We start from the raw sequence: 17,484 nt of genomic DNA on the forward strand, positions 1-17,484 counted from the left end.
GCAGGGGCAGTAAGAAAAGAAGCTCGCCTGAGAGATCAGGCGAGCTTTTTGCGTATCTTTATGGTAGTTCAAGCGATGCTTCATATACTTTTAATTTTCCGTATACTGCTTCAAGCACCGGGTAAAAACCCTGTTCCGGGGCTGCAAGCGCAAGCAGTGCTCCGTGCAGATGGTCAGTCTCAACAGGATCTCCTTTTTCCATATCCCGCTGCATTGAGGATTTCATTTCTGGATGCAAAGACTCCATTGTTTTGATTGTGCGCTCCTCCGTGTCTTTATCAATAGGTGCTCCTGCATTGCGGGCGATGGCAACGACCTCATGCACCAAGCGCTCAAATACGGTGCGCGCAGCGGTGGTAGAAAGGATGGGGCCTATCGGAGCGTTAATGAGCGTCGTAATTCCGCTCATGCTTGCAATGAAAATATATTTCTGCCAAATATCGCGCTGAATATTCTCGCTGTGCTTCACTGCGAATTGTGCGCCTTCTAGGTGATGAAGCAATCTTTCTGTGCGCTTCGAGGTACCGCCCCCCCATTCGCCGAATACGATATCATGGCGCGGGCTTGTCTGGATAATGGTTCCTTCATGATCAAGCGTAGTCTCAATAAAGCATAGTCCACCTAGAATATGCGCCTCTCCAAAAGCATCTGTGAGCTGTGCATAATGATCATAACCGTTGAGAAGCGGCAGAATGATCGTATTTTCTCCCACATAAGGCGCAATATCGTGCAATGCCTGCGCAAGGTGATACGCTTTGATCGATAAGATAATGCAATCAAACGGCTCCGCGCGCTCTCCGCTGACAATCGTCTGTACGGGAGTATGGAAGTCGCCGTGCACACTCGTTATAGTCAGTCCTGCTTTTTCTAATTGCTTCTGTTTTGGTGGACGGACAAGAAACACTACTTCTTCGCCTTTTTGGATGAGGCGTCCGCCAAAGTAGCCGCCGATTGCTCCTGCTCCGACAAGTAAGAATCGCATATATACTCCTCTCCTGCTCTAACGCAAGTAAGCAGACAACCTGCTTCTGCATCAACATAGTCAATAAATCAGTGCTCTATATACTATGTTCGGAGGAGAGTTGCGTATTTCCTTTTTATGATCATGGTTTGGCGGCTGTGAAGTTATGTTCCGCTCTTTTGCCGCTGTTTCCATAGGGCCTGAGCGACGATGAGCACCACTGCCCATACAAGGGTAGCAAGAAGCGAGGTCGCAATCCAGGCTGGTGTGCCAAGTGCGTAATACATAAGTAGATGTGCGGCAAAGATCAGAAAAATCCAAATGAATAGATGCATTAAACGTAAACCTCCTTTATATACGATGTCCTTACTATTGTTTCCATGTTATCCTATAAAAAATCAAACGCCTGATTCACATAAGGAATCAGGCGTTATCTGCTGTATATTCTAGATGAGAATTATGCCGGAAATAAAACAGGCTCAAGATAATACAACACAACCGTAGCCACCCCGAGCAGAAGCCCCCAGATGGTCAAGCTAAATTGGCGTTGGTTGCCTTTTTCAGGCTGTGGAAGCAGCCCTAAAATAATCAAAATGAAAGACATCAGCGCAGTAATTGTTAAAAATAGCATTAAAACGTGTCCGGTCATGCTTGTACTCCTTTCACGCAAAATATTTTTACTATTTTCACTATACCGACCTTGTAGCTTGTCTGTCAAAAAAAGAATATATATTTATGAAAATTGGGGTAGAAATTCTGGCAATTGTGTACTACAATAATACTCAGAACATTTGATATTCATTATATTCTTTTATCCATATATGAATGAGCATTCACTCATTAATTTTAGAAGACGAGGAGGCTGCACGATGGAGAGAAGCATTAAGAAAGCCGCAGTGCTGGGCTCAGGTGTTATGGGAGCCGCAATTGCTGCACATCTGGCGAATGCAGGCATTCAGACGTATCTATTAGATATTGTGCCAAGCACACTGACAGAACAGGAAGAGAAAAAAGGATGGACGCTAGAGCATCCTGTTGTGCGTAATCGGATTGCGACAGAAGCAAAGGCGCGGCTCTTTAAAACAAAGCCGGCTCCGCTATTCTCCCAAAAAAATGCTGAGTGGATTATTCCCGGTAATCTAGACGATGATCTGGCACGCTTGCGTGAGGTAGACTGGATTGTCGAGGCGATTGTCGAAAACCTTGAAATAAAACAAAAGCTCTGGGAGAAGGTGGAGCAAAACTGGACGGAAGGCACCATCGTCAGCTCCAATACATCCGGTGTTTCGATCAATAAAATGATAGAAGGAAGAGGAGAGGCATTCCGCCGTCATTTTCTCGGTACGCACTTTTTTAACCCGCCGCGCTATATGAAGCTGCTTGAACTGATTCCAGGCAAGGATACAGATGAAAATGTAATCGCTTTTATGAAGCGTTTCGGAGAGCGGACACTTGGCAAGGGAGTCGTACTCGCTAAGGATACGCCGAATTTTATTGCCAATCGAATCGGAACGTACGGACTTTTGGTTACATTCGACGAGATGCAGAAGGCGGGCTTTGGTGCAGAGGAAGTGGATGCGATGACAGGAACTGTTATCGGTCGCCCCAAAAGCGCAACATTCCGCACGCTCGATATGGTGGGGCTCGATACGTTCGTTCATGTAGCCGCGAATGTGTATAGGAACGTTACCGATCAAGCTGAACAGTCCGCTTTTACTGTACCTGAGCTTCTGAATAAAATGGTTGAAAACGGCTGGCTAGGCGATAAATCCGGTCAAGGATTCTATCAGAAGAAGAAAACGGCAGCTGGCAGAGAGATACTTGTGCTCGATTTTCAGGAATGTACGTACACTCCAATCAAGAAGGTTAAAATCCCAGCGGTAGAGCAGGCGAAAGCGGCTGGTGGATTGAAAAAACGCCTGAAGGCGCTTGCCTACAGTCCGTCTAAAGAAGGGCAGTTTACCTGGAATGTATTGAAGAAAACCATGCTGTATTCGGCAGCGAAGCTTCCAGAAATCGCAGACGACATTGTAAGTGTGGATCAGGCGATGAAATGGGGATTCAACTGGGAGCTTGGACCGTTTGAGACATGGGATGCGCTCGGTGTAAGAGAAGCGGCAGAGAGGATGAAGAAGGAAGGCGAGACGATCCCGCAGTGGGTAGAGGATATGCTTGCGGCAGGCAAGACCTCCTTCTATGAGAAAGAAGGAAGTGGAACATACTACCACACCTTAACAGGGGAACGCGCACAGGAAGAACGCGCGCGTGAGTGGCTTACGCTTGCTGAATATAAGTCGAAGTCTGCACCGATTCTCTCTAATTCAGGTGCAAGCTTGATTGATATCGGTGATGGAGTAGCCTGCTTAGAATTTCATTCGCCAAATAATGCGATCGGCTTCGATATAGTCGATATGCTGTTCAAATCACTTGATGAAGTGGAGAAGAATTATCGCGGGCTTGTCATCGGCAATGAAGCAAAAAACTTCTGCGTTGGCGCTAACTTGATGATGATATTGATGGAGGCCCAGGATGACAATTGGGATGACATTAACTATCTCGTACACCGCTTCCAACAGGCTTCGCTTGCGCTCAAATATGCAAAAAAACCAGTTGTGGCAGCTCCGTTCGGTATGACGCTGGGCGGCGGTGCGGAAGTATGCTTGCCTACAGCGCGTATTCAGGCTTCGGCAGAGACATTCATGGGACTTGTTGAGGTGGGCGTTGGCGTCATTCCTGGCGGTGGCGGTACGAAAGAAGTGCTGTGGCGCGCAACAAAAGGCGCTGATGCCGTCGATTCGAAGGCAGACTTGGTACCTTTTGTTACGAAGGCGTTTGAAATGATTGCCATGGCAAAGGTATCGACCAGTGCAGAAGAGGCCAGAGATCTTGGTTTCCTGCGTCGGGGCGATGCGATTTCGATGAATCGCGACCATCTGCTCTATGATGCTAAGCAGGCGGTGCTCGGACTTGATATGGCAGGGTATGAACCGCCGCGGCCGGAGAAGATTCGCGTGGTAGGCGCTGACGGCAAAGCAGTATTGAAGCTTGGTGTCTATTCCATGCGCCAGGGCGGTTATATTAGCGACCATGATGTGAAAATCGCGAACAAGCTTGCTCATGTGCTCTCGGGCGGCGATGTAAACCGCAATACGTATGTGAGTGAGCAGTACTTGCTTGATCTCGAGCGTGAAGCGTTTCTAAGCCTGTGCGGCGAGCCGAAAAGCCAGGAGAGAATGCATCACATGCTAACGAAAGGAAAACCACTGCGCAATTAGAGAGGAGCGGAAGAGATGAGAGAAGCGGTCATTGTATCAGCTGTGCGAACAGCTGTAGGAAAAGCACCTAAAGGAACTTTGAAAAATACCCGTCCGGAAGATCTGGGCGCGGCGGTCATCAAAGAAGCGGTTCGCCGGGCTCCTGGACTAGAGCCGGAGATGATTGAAGATGTAGTTATTGGCTGCGCGATGCCGGAAGGTGAGCAGGGTCTTAATATGGCACGGATTATTTCGGTGTATGCTGGACTTCCGAATACGGTTCCGGCATTTACGATTAACCGTTTTTGTTCTTCCGGACTGCAATCCATTGCCATAGCAGCGGAGAAAATAATGTGCGGCTATGCCGATGTCGTGATTGCTGGCGGCGTAGAAAGCATGAGTTATGTGCCAATGACCGGCTATAAACCGGCACCCCATCCAGAAATCGTAGAGAAGTATCCGGAAATCTATATCGGGATGGGACACACAGCTGAAAACGTGGCTGAGCGTTTCAACGTGAGTCGGGAAGACCAGGATCAATTTGCGGTAGAGAGTCATCGAAAAGCGGCTGCAGCCATTCAGGAAGGCAAATTTAAAGACGAAATTGTCCCTCTTACAATAAAAGAAAGTTATCTGGACAGCAACGACAAGCTAAAGGTCCGAGAGTTTACGTTTGATACAGATGAAGGTGTTCGCCCGGATACGAGTATAGAAGGACTCGCCCGCCTAAAATCTCCGTTTCGCATCGGCGGCAGTGTAACGGCAGGCAATGCTTCGCAGACGAGCGATGGTGCGGCTGCGGTGGTTGTTATGTCGCGTGAGAAGGCGGAGGAGCTTGGATTAAAGCCGCTGGCGATTTTCCGTTCGTTTACCGTAGGCGGCGTAGACCCTGATATTATGGGAGTCGGGCCGATTGCAGCTATTCCGAAGGCATTGAAGCTTGCCGGGATTACGCAGGACCAAGTCGACTTGTTTGAGATTAACGAAGCCTTTGCATCCCAGGCACTTCACGTTGTTCGTCATCTAGGAATTGACCAGACCAAGGTCAATGTGAACGGCGGTGCCATTGCTCTTGGGCATCCACTCGGATGCTCAGGCACGAAGCTGACCGTATCACTTGTGCACGAAGCAGCCCGTCGCAAAGCCAAATACGGCGTTGTCTCTATGTGTATTGGCGGCGGCATGGGTGCTGCTGGTGTATTCGAATTCATAAATTAAACGTACACGATAAGGAGGAATTAACATGAGCGTACAAGATACAATGCCAAAAGGTGGCCAGTTTATTCTTGAGGAAGCTGATTTTAATTCTGTATTGACCCCGGAAGATTTTAATGAAGAACAACAAATGATTGCCCGTATGACCCGTGATTTTGTAGAGGGCGAAGTCGCCCCGAAGCGGGAAGAGATTGAGAAGCTTGACTATGAACTTACTGTGAAGTTACTTCGTCAGGCAGGTGAGCTTGGACTTTTGGGTGCAGATATCCCAGAAGCATACGGCGGTGCGGCACTCGATAAGATCAGTTCAAGTTTGATTGGAGAAAATATGATTCGCGGCGGATCATTCTCCTTAAGCCATGGTGCGCATGTTGGGATTGGAACGCTGCCGATTGCGATTTTTGGCAATCCGGAGCAAAAAGCTAAGTATCTGCCGGCCCTTGCCACAGGTGAAAAGATTGCAGCATATTGCTTGACGGAACCGTCTTCCGGTTCCGACGCGCTTGGTGCGAAGACGACGGCTGTGCTTAATGAAGCCGGTACACATTATGTGTTGAACGGAACGAAGCAATTCATTACAAATGCGGGTTTTGCAGACGTCTTTGTTGTCTATGCGAAGATTGACGGCGAGAAATTCTCCGCATTCATTGTAGAAAAAGAATTCCCGGGTGTCAGCACCGGGGCAGAAGAGAAAAAGATGGGTATCAAAGGTTCATCGACACGCCCGCTTATCTTAGACAATGCAGAAGTGCCGGTGGATAACCTGCTTGGTGAAATCGGGCAAGGACATAAAATTGCATTTAACATCCTAAATATTGGTCGCTACAAGCTTGGTGTCGGTGCGATTGGCGCTTCCAAATGGGCGCTTGAGCTGGCAGTAAAGTATGCCAAGGAGCGCAAGCAATTCAATACCCCGATTGCGAGCTTCCCGCTCATGCAAAACAAAATTGCGGATATGGCGATTCGCACATATGTTAATGAGACATTGACATATCGCACAGGTGGCTATTTAGAAGCAGCGACACAGCACTTGAATCTAGAAAACAATGTATTCAACGAGGCGGCCAAAGCAATTGAAGAGCATGCGATTGAATATTCGATTGTTAAAGTATTTGGTTCAGAAGCGCTGGATTTCGTTGCGGATGAAGGCGTGCAAATTCACGGCGGATATGGTTATATTTCCGAATATCCGATTGAGCAAATCTACCGTGATTCTCGTATCAATCGTATTTTTGAAGGGACAAATGAAGTAAACCGGTTGTTGATTCCAGGTACGCTCCTAAAGCGTGCGATGCAAGGGCGTCTGCCGCTGATGGCGAAGCTGCAAACGCTGCAAAAAGAGCTGGCCGGCTATATGCCGCCGATGGATCTCTCAGAGTCTGAAGGGTTACTTGAAGCGGAAAGCAAGATGCTTGCAGCAGCGAAAAAGCTATTCCTCATGGTAGGTGGAACAGCGGTGCAGAAGCATATGCAGAAGATCGAGCAGGAACAAGAACTTCTTGAAAACCTGTCCAATATGATGATTACGATATACGCTCTGGAATCAGCGCTGCTTCGCGCTAAGAAGACAGCGGACCGCAAAGGTGCAGCCGCAGCGAAGCTGCAGGTGGATATGACGCGTGCTTACTTCCAAGAAGTATGGTCTGATCTTGAGAAATGGGCAAAAGAAGTATTGGTGGCGACAAGCGAGGGTGATATGCTTCGTACACAGCTATCAATCGTGAAAAAGCTTGTGCGCATGCAGCCGATTAATACGATTGCCCTGAAGCGTGAGATTGCACAGCGTATTTTTGAAGCTGAACAGTATACAGTAGCTGCAAAGTAATAAAGAAGGGCGGGACGGCGAGGGAAGCGCCCGCCCGCCTCTCCTCTTTTTCTGCTAGACGATAATGGCAAGGGATGAAAAAAAGAGAGGTGATGAGCACATGACATTAATTGAAAATATTAAGCGGGGAGCACGTGAGTATCCGGAGCGAATTGCATATATTTTTCAGGATATGCAGGTGACATACGGCGAGTTATATCAGCAGGCCAAAAGTACGGCGGCCTATCTATCCGCCAAAGGAATTGGAAAGGGAGACTATGTCGCGCTGCTGTTGGGCAATTCGCCGCATTTTGTTATCTCCTATTATGGTGTGCTGTTGAGCGGAGCTGCAGTCGTGCCGATCAATCCGATTTACACGCCTAAGGAGATCATGTACATCCTCCACAACAGCCGCGCACAGTTGGCTATTGCAGCTGCCCCTCTTCTGCCTGTATTCGAAGGCATAAAGCAGCAGCTGGCGGATCTGCGCGAAGTTGTGCTGGTGGGCGGAGATGGTGAGCATACGTGGGTGACGCCATTTGATAAATTGATAGCGCATTCAAGCCAAGGCTGGCAGGGACCTAAATTACAGGGGGATGATCTGGCCGTTATCTTGTATACGTCAGGTACAACCGGACAGCCGAAAGGCGCTATGCTTACTCAGCGCAATATGGCTTCAAATGCGGATGCTATTGCTGAGTATTTGTGCGTAGCAGGCGAGGATATATTTGTAACCGTGCTGCCTATGTTTCACGTCTTCTGCATGACAGTATGTATGAATGCGCCCATCGCGATCGGAGCGACCATGCTCATCCTGCCGAAGTTTAGTCCAACTGATGTTGTAGAAGCAATCAAAACGCACCAGGCAACCGTATTTGCCGGAGTGCCAACGATGTACAACTTCATTATGCAGACACCTGACGTCTCAGTAGAGGCATTGGCCTCTCTGCGCATTTGCATATCTGGTGGAGCTTCATTGCCAGTGGCACTGCTGCATAATTTCGAGAAAAAATTCGGAAAGGTAATTTCCGAAGGATATGGACTATCAGAAGCGGCTCCGGTGACCGCCTTCAACCCGGTTCAGGGCGTTCGTAAGCCAGGCTCTATTGGTGTAAATATCCCAGGTGTGGAAAATAAGATCGTGGATGCAGAGGGTGAGGAACTTGCGCGTGGACAAGTTGGCGAGCTGATTGTACGAGGTCCCAACGTAATGAAAGGATACTTAAATATGCCTGAGGAGACGTCCCGTACTCTGCAGGATGGTTGGCTGTATACTGGCGATATGGGATATATGGATGAGGATGGCTATATTTTTATTGTGGACCGGAAAAAGGATATGATTATCGTCGGAGGCTACAATGTATATCCGCGCGAAGTGGAGGAAGTGCTGTACGAGCACCCGCAAATCATCGAAGCAGCCGTAATCGGCGTGCCGGATGAGAATGTTGGTGAAGCGGTACAGGCCTATGTAGTAAGCCGCGATCCATCATTGACAGCGGAAGAGCTAATCGCTTATTGTCAAAGCGGGCTGGCTAAATATAAGGTGCCGAGCAAGATTATTTTCATCGAGGAGTTGCCCAAAAACACAACAGGAAAGATTCTGCGGCGGGCATTACGCGATATAGTCTTGAAATAAATAAGGGGCGGCCTCCGTATCAGAACGGAGCCGCCTCTTATTTATTTAGTATGATGCCTTAAAGTTTCCCGAAATTCTCGATGATCTCTGCTGCATGTTCGTATTTATCCTGCGTGAAGTGCTTCTTAGCCCAGTCCATAAGCTCATGGCGTCCGTTCAGTACGTACGTATCTTCGCCCCACTCTGTGGAAATCTCGCGTACGATAATACGAACGCCTTCCATTTCAGCCGTAATCATATTCCATTTGTCTTCTTTGTAGATAGTGTGTATTTTTGCCATAATATTGTCATCCTTCCTCCGGCGACCTTTTTTGCTTCTTTAGTGTAGCGATTGACGAGCCAAATTGCAACTGCTACGCTATTGTCATACAAAATCTGCAGATAAAGGTGAAGAAACTTGGTAACTAAAGTACAGATGCGCCGCATTCTTGATACATTCGAAGATATGTTTCCGGATGCCCATTGCGAATTGACGCATGCGAATCCTTTTGAGCTGACGATTGCTGTATTGCTATCAGCTCAATGTACGGATGCGCTCGTTAATAAAGTGACGCCCAAATTATTTGAGAAGTACAAGACACCCGAGGACTATATAGCCGTCCCGCTTGAAGAACTTGAACAGGATATCCGCAGCATTGGCCTGTACCGAAACAAAGCGAAAAATATACAAAAGTTAGCCCGTATGCTGATTGAAGAGTATGGGGGAGAAGTACCGAGGGAGCACAGCGAGCTTGTCAAACTGCCCGGCGTCGGACGTAAAACGGCCAATGTGGTTGTCTCCACGGCGTTCGGTGCGCCTGCCATTGCGGTGGATACCCATGTGGAGCGCGTGTCTAAGCGCTTGGGTATTGCGCGGTGGAAAGACAATCCGCTCCAAGTAGAAGAAGCTCTAATGAAGAAAGTGCCGCGTGAGGAGTGGGCGATTACACACCATCGGATGATTTTCTTTGGGCGGTATCATTGTAAAGCTGTCAATCCGCAGTGTGAAGTGTGTCCATTGCTTGATATGTGCCGTGAAGGTAAGAAAAGAATGAAAGCGAAATAGTAAAAAAATATTGTCAATTATACGATAGTATTGTATGATAATACTATCACTCGGTAGAAGCTTACCCTTCTGCTTTCAGTGATATGAACTATAAGACTCTGTAAAACAACTGAGGCATCGACTGCACTCCAGGATAGCCAACTGGAGAAGAGAAAGCGATACCGGCCAGTTATATCTTAGCTTACATTTGTTTGCTGACGATATATCTGGCCTTTTTATATTTTATCGAATACAACAAGAAGGGAGAGGTGACAAATGGAATGGACAGATGTATGTATTTCCTGCGGTAGAGACTTGGCATCTTGGGAGAAGAATCGGGCAGAGTGCTTGGATTGTCGAGATGTAGCTTGTGAGACATATAGTGACGATAGCAGCGATACGGTGGAGGATTATGCATCATAATCGGTGTAGGAAGAAAGCGGACGGCAAATAGGCTGTCCGCTTTCTTTGTGTGAAGAATCATGTTTAACTTCGTAGCACATTGGATAAGTATGATAAAGTGAAAGGGAGGAATTCTTTTCCCTGAATGCGAAATGATAGGAAAAGAATTATGCATACAGCTTCATCCCATTTTGAAAGGAGGAAGCGGTATTAGACCGCGCCGCTTATGGAGAACACTTCGCAAAAGACACTTCCGAAACGCTCGGAGGTTAAACCAGAATTCAAATGGAAATTGGAAAGTATCTTCCCATCCGATGCTGCTTGGGAGGAAGAATATAAAAAAGTGCAGGAACTGATCAACAAAATAGGAACCTATAAAGGCAAGTTGAGTGAGTCTCCTGCTGTACTCGCAGAATGCATGAAGACGTATGAAGAATTGGGGCTTGCTATGGAACGGGTGTATGTATATGCCCGCATGCGCCGGGATGAAGATAATACGAATACGACCTATCAAGCGCTGACAGATCGTGCAGGATCACTTAATATTCGCGTTGCAAGCGCGCTCGCTTATATGGTGCCTGAGATTCTTGCCATGCCGAACGAGCAGCTTGATCAATATATTGCCGCAGAAACGCTGGCACCTTACCGTTTCTATCTCACTGAGATCAAACGCCAAAAGGAGCATGTGCTTAGTGAGCGTGAGGAGCAGATCATTGCACAGGCCGGAGAGCTTGCTCAGGCACCGCAAACGATTTTTGGAATGTTGAATAATGCTGATATGGTCTTTCCAACTATTACAAATGAAGACGGGGAAGACGTGCAGCTTACGCATGGACGATATATTCAATTTATGGAGAGTCCGGACCGCCGTGTGCGCAAGGAAGCGTTCAAGGCGATGTACGATGCGTATGGCAAACAAAAAAATACCATCGCCGCTACGCTGAATGCCAGCGTCAAGAAGGACGTATTCTATGCTCGTATCCGCAAGTACTCGTCTGCTTTGGCCGCTGCACTTGATAATGATAACATCTCCTTAGATGTCTATACGAATCTTATTCAAGCGGTACGTGACAACCTTCCGGCGATGCATCGATATGTATCACTGCGCAAAAAGCTATTAGGCGTGGATGAATTGCATATGTATGATCTGTATGTACCAATGGTCAAGGAAGTGAAGATGGACATTCCGTATGACAAAGCAGTAGAGCTTGTACAAAAAGGGCTTGCTCCTCTTGGTGGAGAGTACGGTGATGTGCTCAAGGAATCCTTTACATCGAACTGGATTGATGTGTATGAGAACGAAGGGAAAACGAGCGGCGCGTATTCGTGGGGCGCATACGGTACCCATCCATTCGTGCTGATGAACTACCAGAATAACGTTAATAATTTATTTACGCTTGCACACGAGATGGGACACGCGCTGCACAGCTACTACAGCGATAAACACCAGCCATATCTTGATGCCCAATACAAAATTTTTGTAGCTGAAGTGGCATCCACACTCAATGAGTCGCTGCTGATGGATTATATGCTTAAAACCACAGAGGACCCGCGGCAGAAGATGTATTTGCTTAACCATTACTTAGAGCAATTTCGCGGTACAATATATCGTCAGACGATGTTTGCTGAGTTCGAGAAGCTCATCCATGAAAAGGTAGAGGCGGGTGAGCCGCTGACGCCGGAGGCTCTGTGCAGTCTCTATTACGAGCTGAATATAGATTATTATGGACAGGATATGGTTATTGATGAGGATATCAAAATGGAATGGGCGCGTATTCCTCATTTCTATAATGAGTTCTATGTCTATCAGTATGCGACCGGATTCTCAGCCGCTACAGCGCTTTCCCAGCAGATTCTGACAGAAGGAGAGGTGGCTGTCGAGCGGTACCTGACGTTTCTTAAGAGCGGCGGTTCGGATTATCCGATTGACCTGTTGCGCAAAGCAGGTGTGGATATGGCGTCTCCTGCTCCTGTGGTTGAAGCGCTGCAGGTATTTTCCCGTCTGCTTGATGAGCTTGAAGAGCTTGCAAAACAAGTATAAGCAGCCCGGTAGAAGAATGGTTGCGTGATAAAACATCCCCTAGCATGGGGATGTTTTTTTTATATGGCATACGTATGAAAAGCACAACAGCTCACTTACTTTTGCGCAAAGAGTCAGAGCGTTGTTTTGCTAGGAATATGTAACGGAGAAAAATAGTGCTATTGTCGGAAAACAATTTGGCGTATTTTGCGTCTATACTAGAGATTGGGTTGTCCAAAGCTTTATGCGCAATAGGTTCAGATCGGAGAGGAGATGTGTCACTGGCAACTTAGAGAAAGCAAGGGAGCGAGGAAGACAATGAGAAAAAGAGGATTACTGCTTTGGGCATTCATATTCATGCTAGCTTGGGTGGTGCCTACAGCAGTGCAGGCGGCGCCAGCCATGTCCATCGCGGTCAATGGCAAGGTGGTCAAGCCTGATGTTCCACCGCAGTTGATTAACAACCGTACGATGGTTCCAATTTCTTTTGTTGGAGAAGCGTACGGCGCTGAGGTGAAGTGGGAGAATGCAACACGAACGGTGATGATCAATGATCGTGCCGGAAAAGTAATCACCATGAAGCCAGGCAATAAAACCGCTCAGGTAAACGGAAAAGCAATAACAATGGACGTGGCACCAAAGATTATCAAAGATCGGACGTTCGTACCGCTACGCTACGTGGGAGAATGGTTACATGCTACGGTTGGCTGGGACGCTGCAGCCAACATTGTTACCGTCAACAAGAAGAAAAGCATCACGGTAAACGGAAGAGCGCTTACACAAGCACAGGTATATCAACTGCCGTATGGTCAATTCGTTAGAATAAACGATGTAGCAAAGCCGCTTGGCTATACTGTTAAGACATGGGCAGGGAAAGTGATTCTCGAGCAAGGAGCAGAGAAATATACCATCGCTCAAGCCGCTGCTAATCAAGCGAACGGCTACCGTACATTTGATGGACACTTTGCTGTTACTCCAGAGTTTCTTTCACAAGTTATTGGAGCTAAAGCCGATTGGAACCAGGACAAAACTGCATGCGCATTGGACAAGCTGCAGTACATTACAGGCATTTCCCAAACGGATGACAATAGTATCAGCATCGCATCGCAAGGCAAAATGTCGTACAGTCATTTCACATTGAGCAATCCGTCACGTATCGTGATTGATTTCAACCATGCACGTGTGCAAGAAGGATTGAAGGAATTGACTGGCGCTGCTGATGTGAAAAGTGTTCGCTATAGTCAATACAGCACATCACCTGACCGGGTACGTGTGGTAATTGAGCTTACCGCTGCACGTGCATACAGCGTTACAGCAAGCGAAGGTGTAACGAAGATTGTGCTAAAAGAAGCGCCGCCGACACCGGCGCCAACTCCGATACCACCGCCTGCTCCGGCACCAAATCCAGGCACCAAGCCGTTTGTGATTGTGCTTGACCCTGGTCATGGCGGCAGTGACTCAGGTGCGGTTGGCACAGCAGGAAATTATGAGAAGAATCTCGTTCTCTCCATTGCGAAGACGACGGAATCGATCCTGAAGCAGAATAAGAATTTCAAAGTCATCATGACGCGCTCGGGCGATACATATCCGACGCTTCCTGGTCGTACGACGCTGGCGAACAATGCAAAAGCGGACGTATTCTTATCCTTCCATGCCAATGCGGCTTCAGCGAGCGCGAACGGAACGGAGACGTATTACAATACCGCGCAGAGTAAGGCTTTTGCATCCATTGTGCATAAACATCTTATCGAAGCGACGGGGTTTAAGAACCGTGGTCTGCGTACAGCTAACTTCTACGTAGTTAAGAATACGAAGATGCCATCTGCACTCATAGAGGTAGGCTTCTTAACGAATGCAGCCGAGAATAAGAAAATGCTTGACCGTGCCTTTCAGAAGCGGGTCGGTGAGGCGATGGCAGCTGCCATCATCGAGTATTACAACAAGCAAAAATAAGTACTATACAAAAAGAAGGGTTCATCCGAAAATATCTGCAAAAGATATAGAGGAAGGACCTTTCTTTTTTTCCTGTAATTATCTAATATGAAAAAGACAACAAGGTGGAAGGAGAAATGTGAAGAAATGGTGTGGCAGAAAATTCGCCCTTTTTTATTTATTACAGCTGGCAGCTTTCTTTACTCGATCGCGGTGAACCTGTTTTTTGTGACGAATCAGCTCGCACAGGGTGGTATTACCGGGATTTCTTTATTGCTGCATTACATATTTGACACGCCCGTTGGTCTGTTGATCATTCTGATGAACATTCCCATTTTCATTTTGGGGTATTATGTGCTCGGGCGGGGCTTTCTTATGCGCAGCGCTTACGGAATGCTGGCCGCCTCGATCTTTATTGATCTGACGTCCGCGCTGCAGGTTCCGAAGCTTGAGAATATCATTCTCGCGCCCCTGTATGGCGGAATCGTTGCCGGGGTGGGACTTGGTTTGATCTTTCGGGTAGGTGGCACGTCAGGTGGAGGAGACATTATTGCCCGTGTGCTGCAGCAGAAGTTCCGGCGCATCGATTTAGGGAAGTTCCTATTTGGGATTGACTTTACGATTATTGCCATTTCAGGACTTGTCGTTGGTGTTGAGAAAGCTATGCTGACAGTGGTAGCGGTCTATGTAAGCGCCCGAGTGGTTGATCTGCTGCTCTCAGGTCTTCAGAAGCAGCGGAGTGTCATCATTATCTCCAGCAAGCCGGATGAGTTAACAAAGGTCATCCACCAACGCCTTGTACGTGGCGTAACCCTGCTGCATTCAATGGGCGGATATTCGCGCAAGGAAGGGGAAGTCCTTCTTGTGGTAGTACAGTTGTATGAGATGGATAAACTGCGCCGGCTAGTCGAAGAAACGGACCCCCGTGCCTTCATTCTTGCGCTTGAAGCAAAAGAGGTGCAGGGAGAGGGATTCAGCTTCCCATCTCCGGCACGCAGCCATCTGGAATCAGACAAATAATCAGCAGTAGAAAGTAAAACGGAGCCCAATAAATCAGGCTCCGTTTTATTTTATGCTGGCTATAATGGCTTGTCCGTCGGCTGCTTCGAAATGGGCTGTGTTTCAATTGGAGGATTATTGGGTATTATTTCCGCAGTTGGTAACGTGAGTCGGCGCACAAACGGAATGTGCGGCAGTACCTTGTAAGCTATTGCCATGACCGGAATTCGCATCGTAATTTTGCCTGCAATAATGCCGATGATTGCTCCAACCACCACATCCAGCGGGTAGTGAACTCCCACATAAATCCTTGAATATGACATGATAATGGCACAAGGCAGCGCCCAGCGAATCGATTTAGGGAATAATCGATACAGTATATACATAGAAACAAAAGAGGACACCGCGTGCCCCGATGGGAACGAGGACGAAATCGGCATGTGTGTCAGATGAATGACATGCTCTTCTACAGCCGCAGGTCTCGGTCTCATAATGGTGAATTTTAGTGCATATTCAATCACTCCGCCAATGCCAATCGCCGTAAATAGCGTGGCGGCAGGTCGAAGTCCGCCCACACGACGCCGAGCCATAAGGAGGACAAAAACGACAAAAAACCAAAAAAATCCTTTATCGCTAATGGCAGAGGCGAAAATCATAAACCAATCGAGAGAGGGGGTGTTTAACCGCACGTTCAACCAGTAGAAGAGTTGTTGGTCAAAGGAAAGGATTGTTTCCATACGCACCACCTATATTTATATATTAAATGTGAAACAAAATAAGGGCTTGAGCCGTATTTATGATGGTAGCTATTTTATATGATGTGCAATATAGATGCAAGTGATAGAATAACTTTCTTGTATTTACTTTAAAATGAGTTAAGATATAGAATGGTAGACCATTCATACACATAAACATAGAAACGTATGAGAGAAAGGGAGACGAATCGTGTTATTTCCTACCTCAAAACGGATGGAGCAATTAAACCGAAGTAAAATGTCTACAACCACGGTAGCCTCTTCTTTACTTTTGCCGCGTAATCAATCGAAACGATGGGCGCGCGGTATGGTGTGGGGATTATGGATTGCGTGTCTAATTATTGTGCTTGCGTTAGGCTGGTTTTATTTCACTTCACAAGGAACGAAGCTGCGCTGGGTTGTTGCAGAAGCGGTATATACATCGAAACAAACAAAATATACCTGGCTATTTGTCGGAACAGACGGCGTAGAAACAATTAAAGAGAACTTCCGCAAGCAAGGGGAAGCAAATCATCTGACAAAACAAAACATGAGTCTGGTAAAAGTGCCTCCGCCAAGTCCAGAGTACGCCTCGCCATCCTCGCTCATCCATGTAGAAGATATTCGGGGTGAAACGTATGTGGGTAAAATTATGTATGTAAAAGACCCGCGGCTTGTCCGCGTGGTGGCAAGCCACAGCCCGGGGGGCGAGAAAGTAAGTAACATGGCTGCGCGTACAAATGCGCTGGCGGCTATTAATGGCGGCGGCTTCTTTCTCACCGATCCGACAGAACAGATGACAGGACCGGAATTTGAAGGTGTAGAGCGAATTATGCACCCGCTGGGTATTATTATTAGTGAAGGCAAGCTGGTAAGCGGCGATGCCAAAGTCCAGCATGACATTGTTGGACTGACAAAGGACGGGTTGCTGGTGAGCGGCCGATATACGTACGAACAAATGCAGAAGCTGGGCATCCAAGAAGCCGTTAGCTTTCTCCCGCGGCTTGTCGTCAATGGCAAGCCTATGATTACAGAAGGCGACGGGGGATGGGGTGTTGCACCCCGCACGGCCATTGCGCAGCAGAAGGATGGCACGCTCATGTTCCTTGTTATCGACGGTCGGGCAATACGCAGCTTTGGCGCGACGCTTAAAGATGTACAGAATGAACTGCTGAAGCGTGGGGCTGTAAATGCAGTAAATCTGGATGGTGGTTCTTCGTCAAGCATGTACTACCGCGGCAAAATTATTACAACACCATCTGGCATGGTTGGTGAGAAGCCGATGCCGAATGCGTTTGTTGTATATAATCCGACCAATGCGCAGGGTGGATATGTATACGAACAGAGTCAAAAAGCACCACGTTCATAAAAGGCGAAGAGGATAAGGCTCCTCTTCGTTTTTTTGCATGCGCACAAAATACGACCAGGTTAAGTTCTCTCTGTTATACTGACAAAAGGAGAGGGTCTATGCTAACTCTTTGTTTTTATTTGGAATTTTTTGTT

15 protein-coding genes are annotated in these 17,484 nt (G+C 47.4%); 10 read left to right on the forward strand and 5 right to left on the reverse strand.

Translation table 11 applies throughout. From position 1 onward, the window contains the following. Nucleotides 1–58: 58 nt before the first annotated feature. The 3 genes from AB3351_RS00695 to AB3351_RS00705 form a co-directional block, all read right to left on the reverse strand. Nucleotides 59–982: a ketopantoate reductase family protein gene (locus tag AB3351_RS00695; protein ID WP_371145189.1), complete on the reverse strand. Its 924-nt coding sequence runs from the start codon at nucleotides 980–982 to the stop codon at nucleotides 59–61. Between the two features lie 143 nt (nucleotides 983–1,125). Further along, nucleotides 1,126–1,296 carry a hypothetical protein gene (locus AB3351_RS00700; RefSeq protein WP_371145190.1) on the reverse strand — a complete coding sequence of 57 codons (171 nt, stop codon included), beginning with the start codon at nucleotides 1,294–1,296 and terminating at the stop codon, nucleotides 1,126–1,128. A 122-nt stretch (nucleotides 1,297–1,418) separates the two neighbouring features. Next, complete coding sequence (locus tag AB3351_RS00705; protein WP_371145191.1) at nucleotides 1,419–1,610, reverse strand: hypothetical protein; 192 nt, start codon at nucleotides 1,608–1,610, stop codon at nucleotides 1,419–1,421. Between the two features lie 220 nt (nucleotides 1,611–1,830). Here AB3351_RS00705 and AB3351_RS00710 point away from each other — a divergent pair, with 220 nt between their 5' ends. The 4 genes from AB3351_RS00710 (at nucleotide 1,831) to AB3351_RS00725 (ending at nucleotide 8,870) form a co-directional block, all read left to right on the forward strand. Further along, on the forward strand, nucleotides 1,831–4,236 hold the full coding sequence (locus tag AB3351_RS00710) for a 3-hydroxyacyl-CoA dehydrogenase/enoyl-CoA hydratase family protein (RefSeq protein WP_371145192.1): 2,406 nt from the start codon (nucleotides 1,831–1,833) through the stop codon (nucleotides 4,234–4,236). Nucleotides 4,237–4,251: 15 nt separating this feature from the next. Then, a complete protein-coding gene (locus AB3351_RS00715; protein ID WP_371145193.1) occupies nucleotides 4,252–5,433 on the forward strand; it encodes an acetyl-CoA C-acetyltransferase in 1,182 nt (393 codons plus the stop codon). A gap of 25 nt (nucleotides 5,434–5,458) precedes the next feature. Continuing rightward, entirely contained in the window at nucleotides 5,459–7,255 is a 1,797-nt protein-coding gene (locus AB3351_RS00720) for an acyl-CoA dehydrogenase family protein (protein WP_371145194.1), read from the forward strand. Nucleotides 7,256–7,355: 100 nt separating this feature from the next. Next, entirely contained in the window at nucleotides 7,356–8,870 is a 1,515-nt protein-coding gene (locus AB3351_RS00725) for a fatty acid--CoA ligase family protein (protein WP_371145195.1), read from the forward strand. Between the two features lie 58 nt (nucleotides 8,871–8,928). Here AB3351_RS00725 and AB3351_RS00730 read toward each other — a convergent pair whose 3' ends face one another. Then, nucleotides 8,929–9,150, reverse strand: a complete 222-nt coding sequence (locus AB3351_RS00730) for a CBM20 domain-containing protein (protein WP_371145196.1) — start codon at nucleotides 9,148–9,150, stop codon at nucleotides 8,929–8,931. A 117-nt stretch (nucleotides 9,151–9,267) separates the two neighbouring features. On the opposite strand from AB3351_RS00730, the gene nth reads away from it, so the two are divergent. From nth to AB3351_RS00755, 5 genes are all read left to right on the forward strand, one after another. After that, the gene (nth, locus tag AB3351_RS00735; protein ID WP_371145197.1) at nucleotides 9,268–9,915 is read left to right on the forward strand and encodes an endonuclease III; all 648 of its coding nucleotides are present in this window, start codon (nucleotides 9,268–9,270) and stop codon (nucleotides 9,913–9,915) included. Nucleotides 9,916–10,170: 255 nt separating this feature from the next. After that, the gene (locus AB3351_RS00740; RefSeq protein ID WP_371145198.1) at nucleotides 10,171–10,317 is read left to right on the forward strand and encodes a hypothetical protein; all 147 of its coding nucleotides are present in this window, start codon (nucleotides 10,171–10,173) and stop codon (nucleotides 10,315–10,317) included. Nucleotides 10,318–10,522: 205 nt separating this feature from the next. After that, on the forward strand, nucleotides 10,523–12,337 hold the full coding sequence (gene pepF, locus AB3351_RS00745; protein ID WP_371145199.1) for an oligoendopeptidase F: 1,815 nt from the start codon (nucleotides 10,523–10,525) through the stop codon (nucleotides 12,335–12,337). Between the two features lie 297 nt (nucleotides 12,338–12,634). Next, nucleotides 12,635–14,269, forward strand: a complete 1,635-nt coding sequence (locus tag AB3351_RS00750; protein ID WP_371145200.1) for an N-acetylmuramoyl-L-alanine amidase — start codon at nucleotides 12,635–12,637, stop codon at nucleotides 14,267–14,269. A gap of 126 nt (nucleotides 14,270–14,395) precedes the next feature. Then, nucleotides 14,396–15,268 carry a YitT family protein gene (locus tag AB3351_RS00755; RefSeq protein WP_371145201.1) on the forward strand — a complete coding sequence of 291 codons (873 nt, stop codon included), beginning with the start codon at nucleotides 14,396–14,398 and terminating at the stop codon, nucleotides 15,266–15,268. A 59-nt stretch (nucleotides 15,269–15,327) separates the two neighbouring features. Here AB3351_RS00755 and AB3351_RS00760 read toward each other — a convergent pair whose 3' ends face one another. Beyond that, the gene (locus AB3351_RS00760; protein WP_371145202.1) at nucleotides 15,328–15,984 is read right to left on the reverse strand and encodes a phosphatase PAP2 family protein; all 657 of its coding nucleotides are present in this window, start codon (nucleotides 15,982–15,984) and stop codon (nucleotides 15,328–15,330) included. A 208-nt stretch (nucleotides 15,985–16,192) separates the two neighbouring features. Between AB3351_RS00760 and AB3351_RS00765 the strand changes: the two genes are divergently transcribed. Continuing rightward, the gene (locus AB3351_RS00765; RefSeq protein ID WP_371145203.1) at nucleotides 16,193–17,350 is read left to right on the forward strand and encodes a phosphodiester glycosidase family protein; all 1,158 of its coding nucleotides are present in this window, start codon (nucleotides 16,193–16,195) and stop codon (nucleotides 17,348–17,350) included. Nucleotides 17,351–17,484 lie beyond the last annotated feature (134 nt).

It is taken from the genome of Aneurinibacillus sp. REN35, assembly GCF_041379945.2.
In the GTDB taxonomy this organism is placed as follows: domain Bacteria; phylum Bacillota; class Bacilli; order Aneurinibacillales; family Aneurinibacillaceae; genus Aneurinibacillus.

Excerpts from the sequence above, each read along its gene's own strand:
- AB3351_RS00715 (WP_371145193.1), top strand. The coding sequence starts at position 4,252 with ATGAGAGAAGCGGTCATTGTATCAGCTGTGCGAACAGCTGTAGGAAAA.
- AB3351_RS00750 (WP_371145200.1), top strand. The coding sequence starts at position 12,635 with ATGAGAAAAAGAGGATTACTGCTTTGGGCATTCATATTCATGCTAGCT.
- AB3351_RS00725 (WP_371145195.1), top strand. The coding sequence starts at position 7,356 with ATGACATTAATTGAAAATATTAAGCGGGGAGCACGTGAGTATCCGGAG.
- AB3351_RS00700 (WP_371145190.1), bottom strand. The coding sequence starts at position 1,296 with ATGCATCTATTCATTTGGATTTTTCTGATCTTTGCCGCACATCTACTT.
- AB3351_RS00730 (WP_371145196.1), bottom strand. The coding sequence starts at position 9,150 with ATGGCAAAAATACACACTATCTACAAAGAAGACAAATGGAATATGATT.
- AB3351_RS00710 (WP_371145192.1), top strand. The coding sequence starts at position 1,831 with ATGGAGAGAAGCATTAAGAAAGCCGCAGTGCTGGGCTCAGGTGTTATG.
- AB3351_RS00760 (WP_371145202.1), bottom strand. The coding sequence starts at position 15,984 with ATGGAAACAATCCTTTCCTTTGACCAACAACTCTTCTACTGGTTGAAC.
- AB3351_RS00740 (WP_371145198.1), top strand. The coding sequence starts at position 10,171 with ATGGAATGGACAGATGTATGTATTTCCTGCGGTAGAGACTTGGCATCT.
- AB3351_RS00695 (WP_371145189.1), bottom strand. The coding sequence starts at position 982 with ATGCGATTCTTACTTGTCGGAGCAGGAGCAATCGGCGGCTACTTTGGC.
- AB3351_RS00705 (WP_371145191.1), bottom strand. The coding sequence starts at position 1,610 with ATGACCGGACACGTTTTAATGCTATTTTTAACAATTACTGCGCTGATG.
- AB3351_RS00720 (WP_371145194.1), top strand. The coding sequence starts at position 5,459 with ATGAGCGTACAAGATACAATGCCAAAAGGTGGCCAGTTTATTCTTGAG.
- pepF (WP_371145199.1), top strand. The coding sequence starts at position 10,523 with ATGGAGAACACTTCGCAAAAGACACTTCCGAAACGCTCGGAGGTTAAA.
- AB3351_RS00755 (WP_371145201.1), top strand. The coding sequence starts at position 14,396 with ATGGTGTGGCAGAAAATTCGCCCTTTTTTATTTATTACAGCTGGCAGC.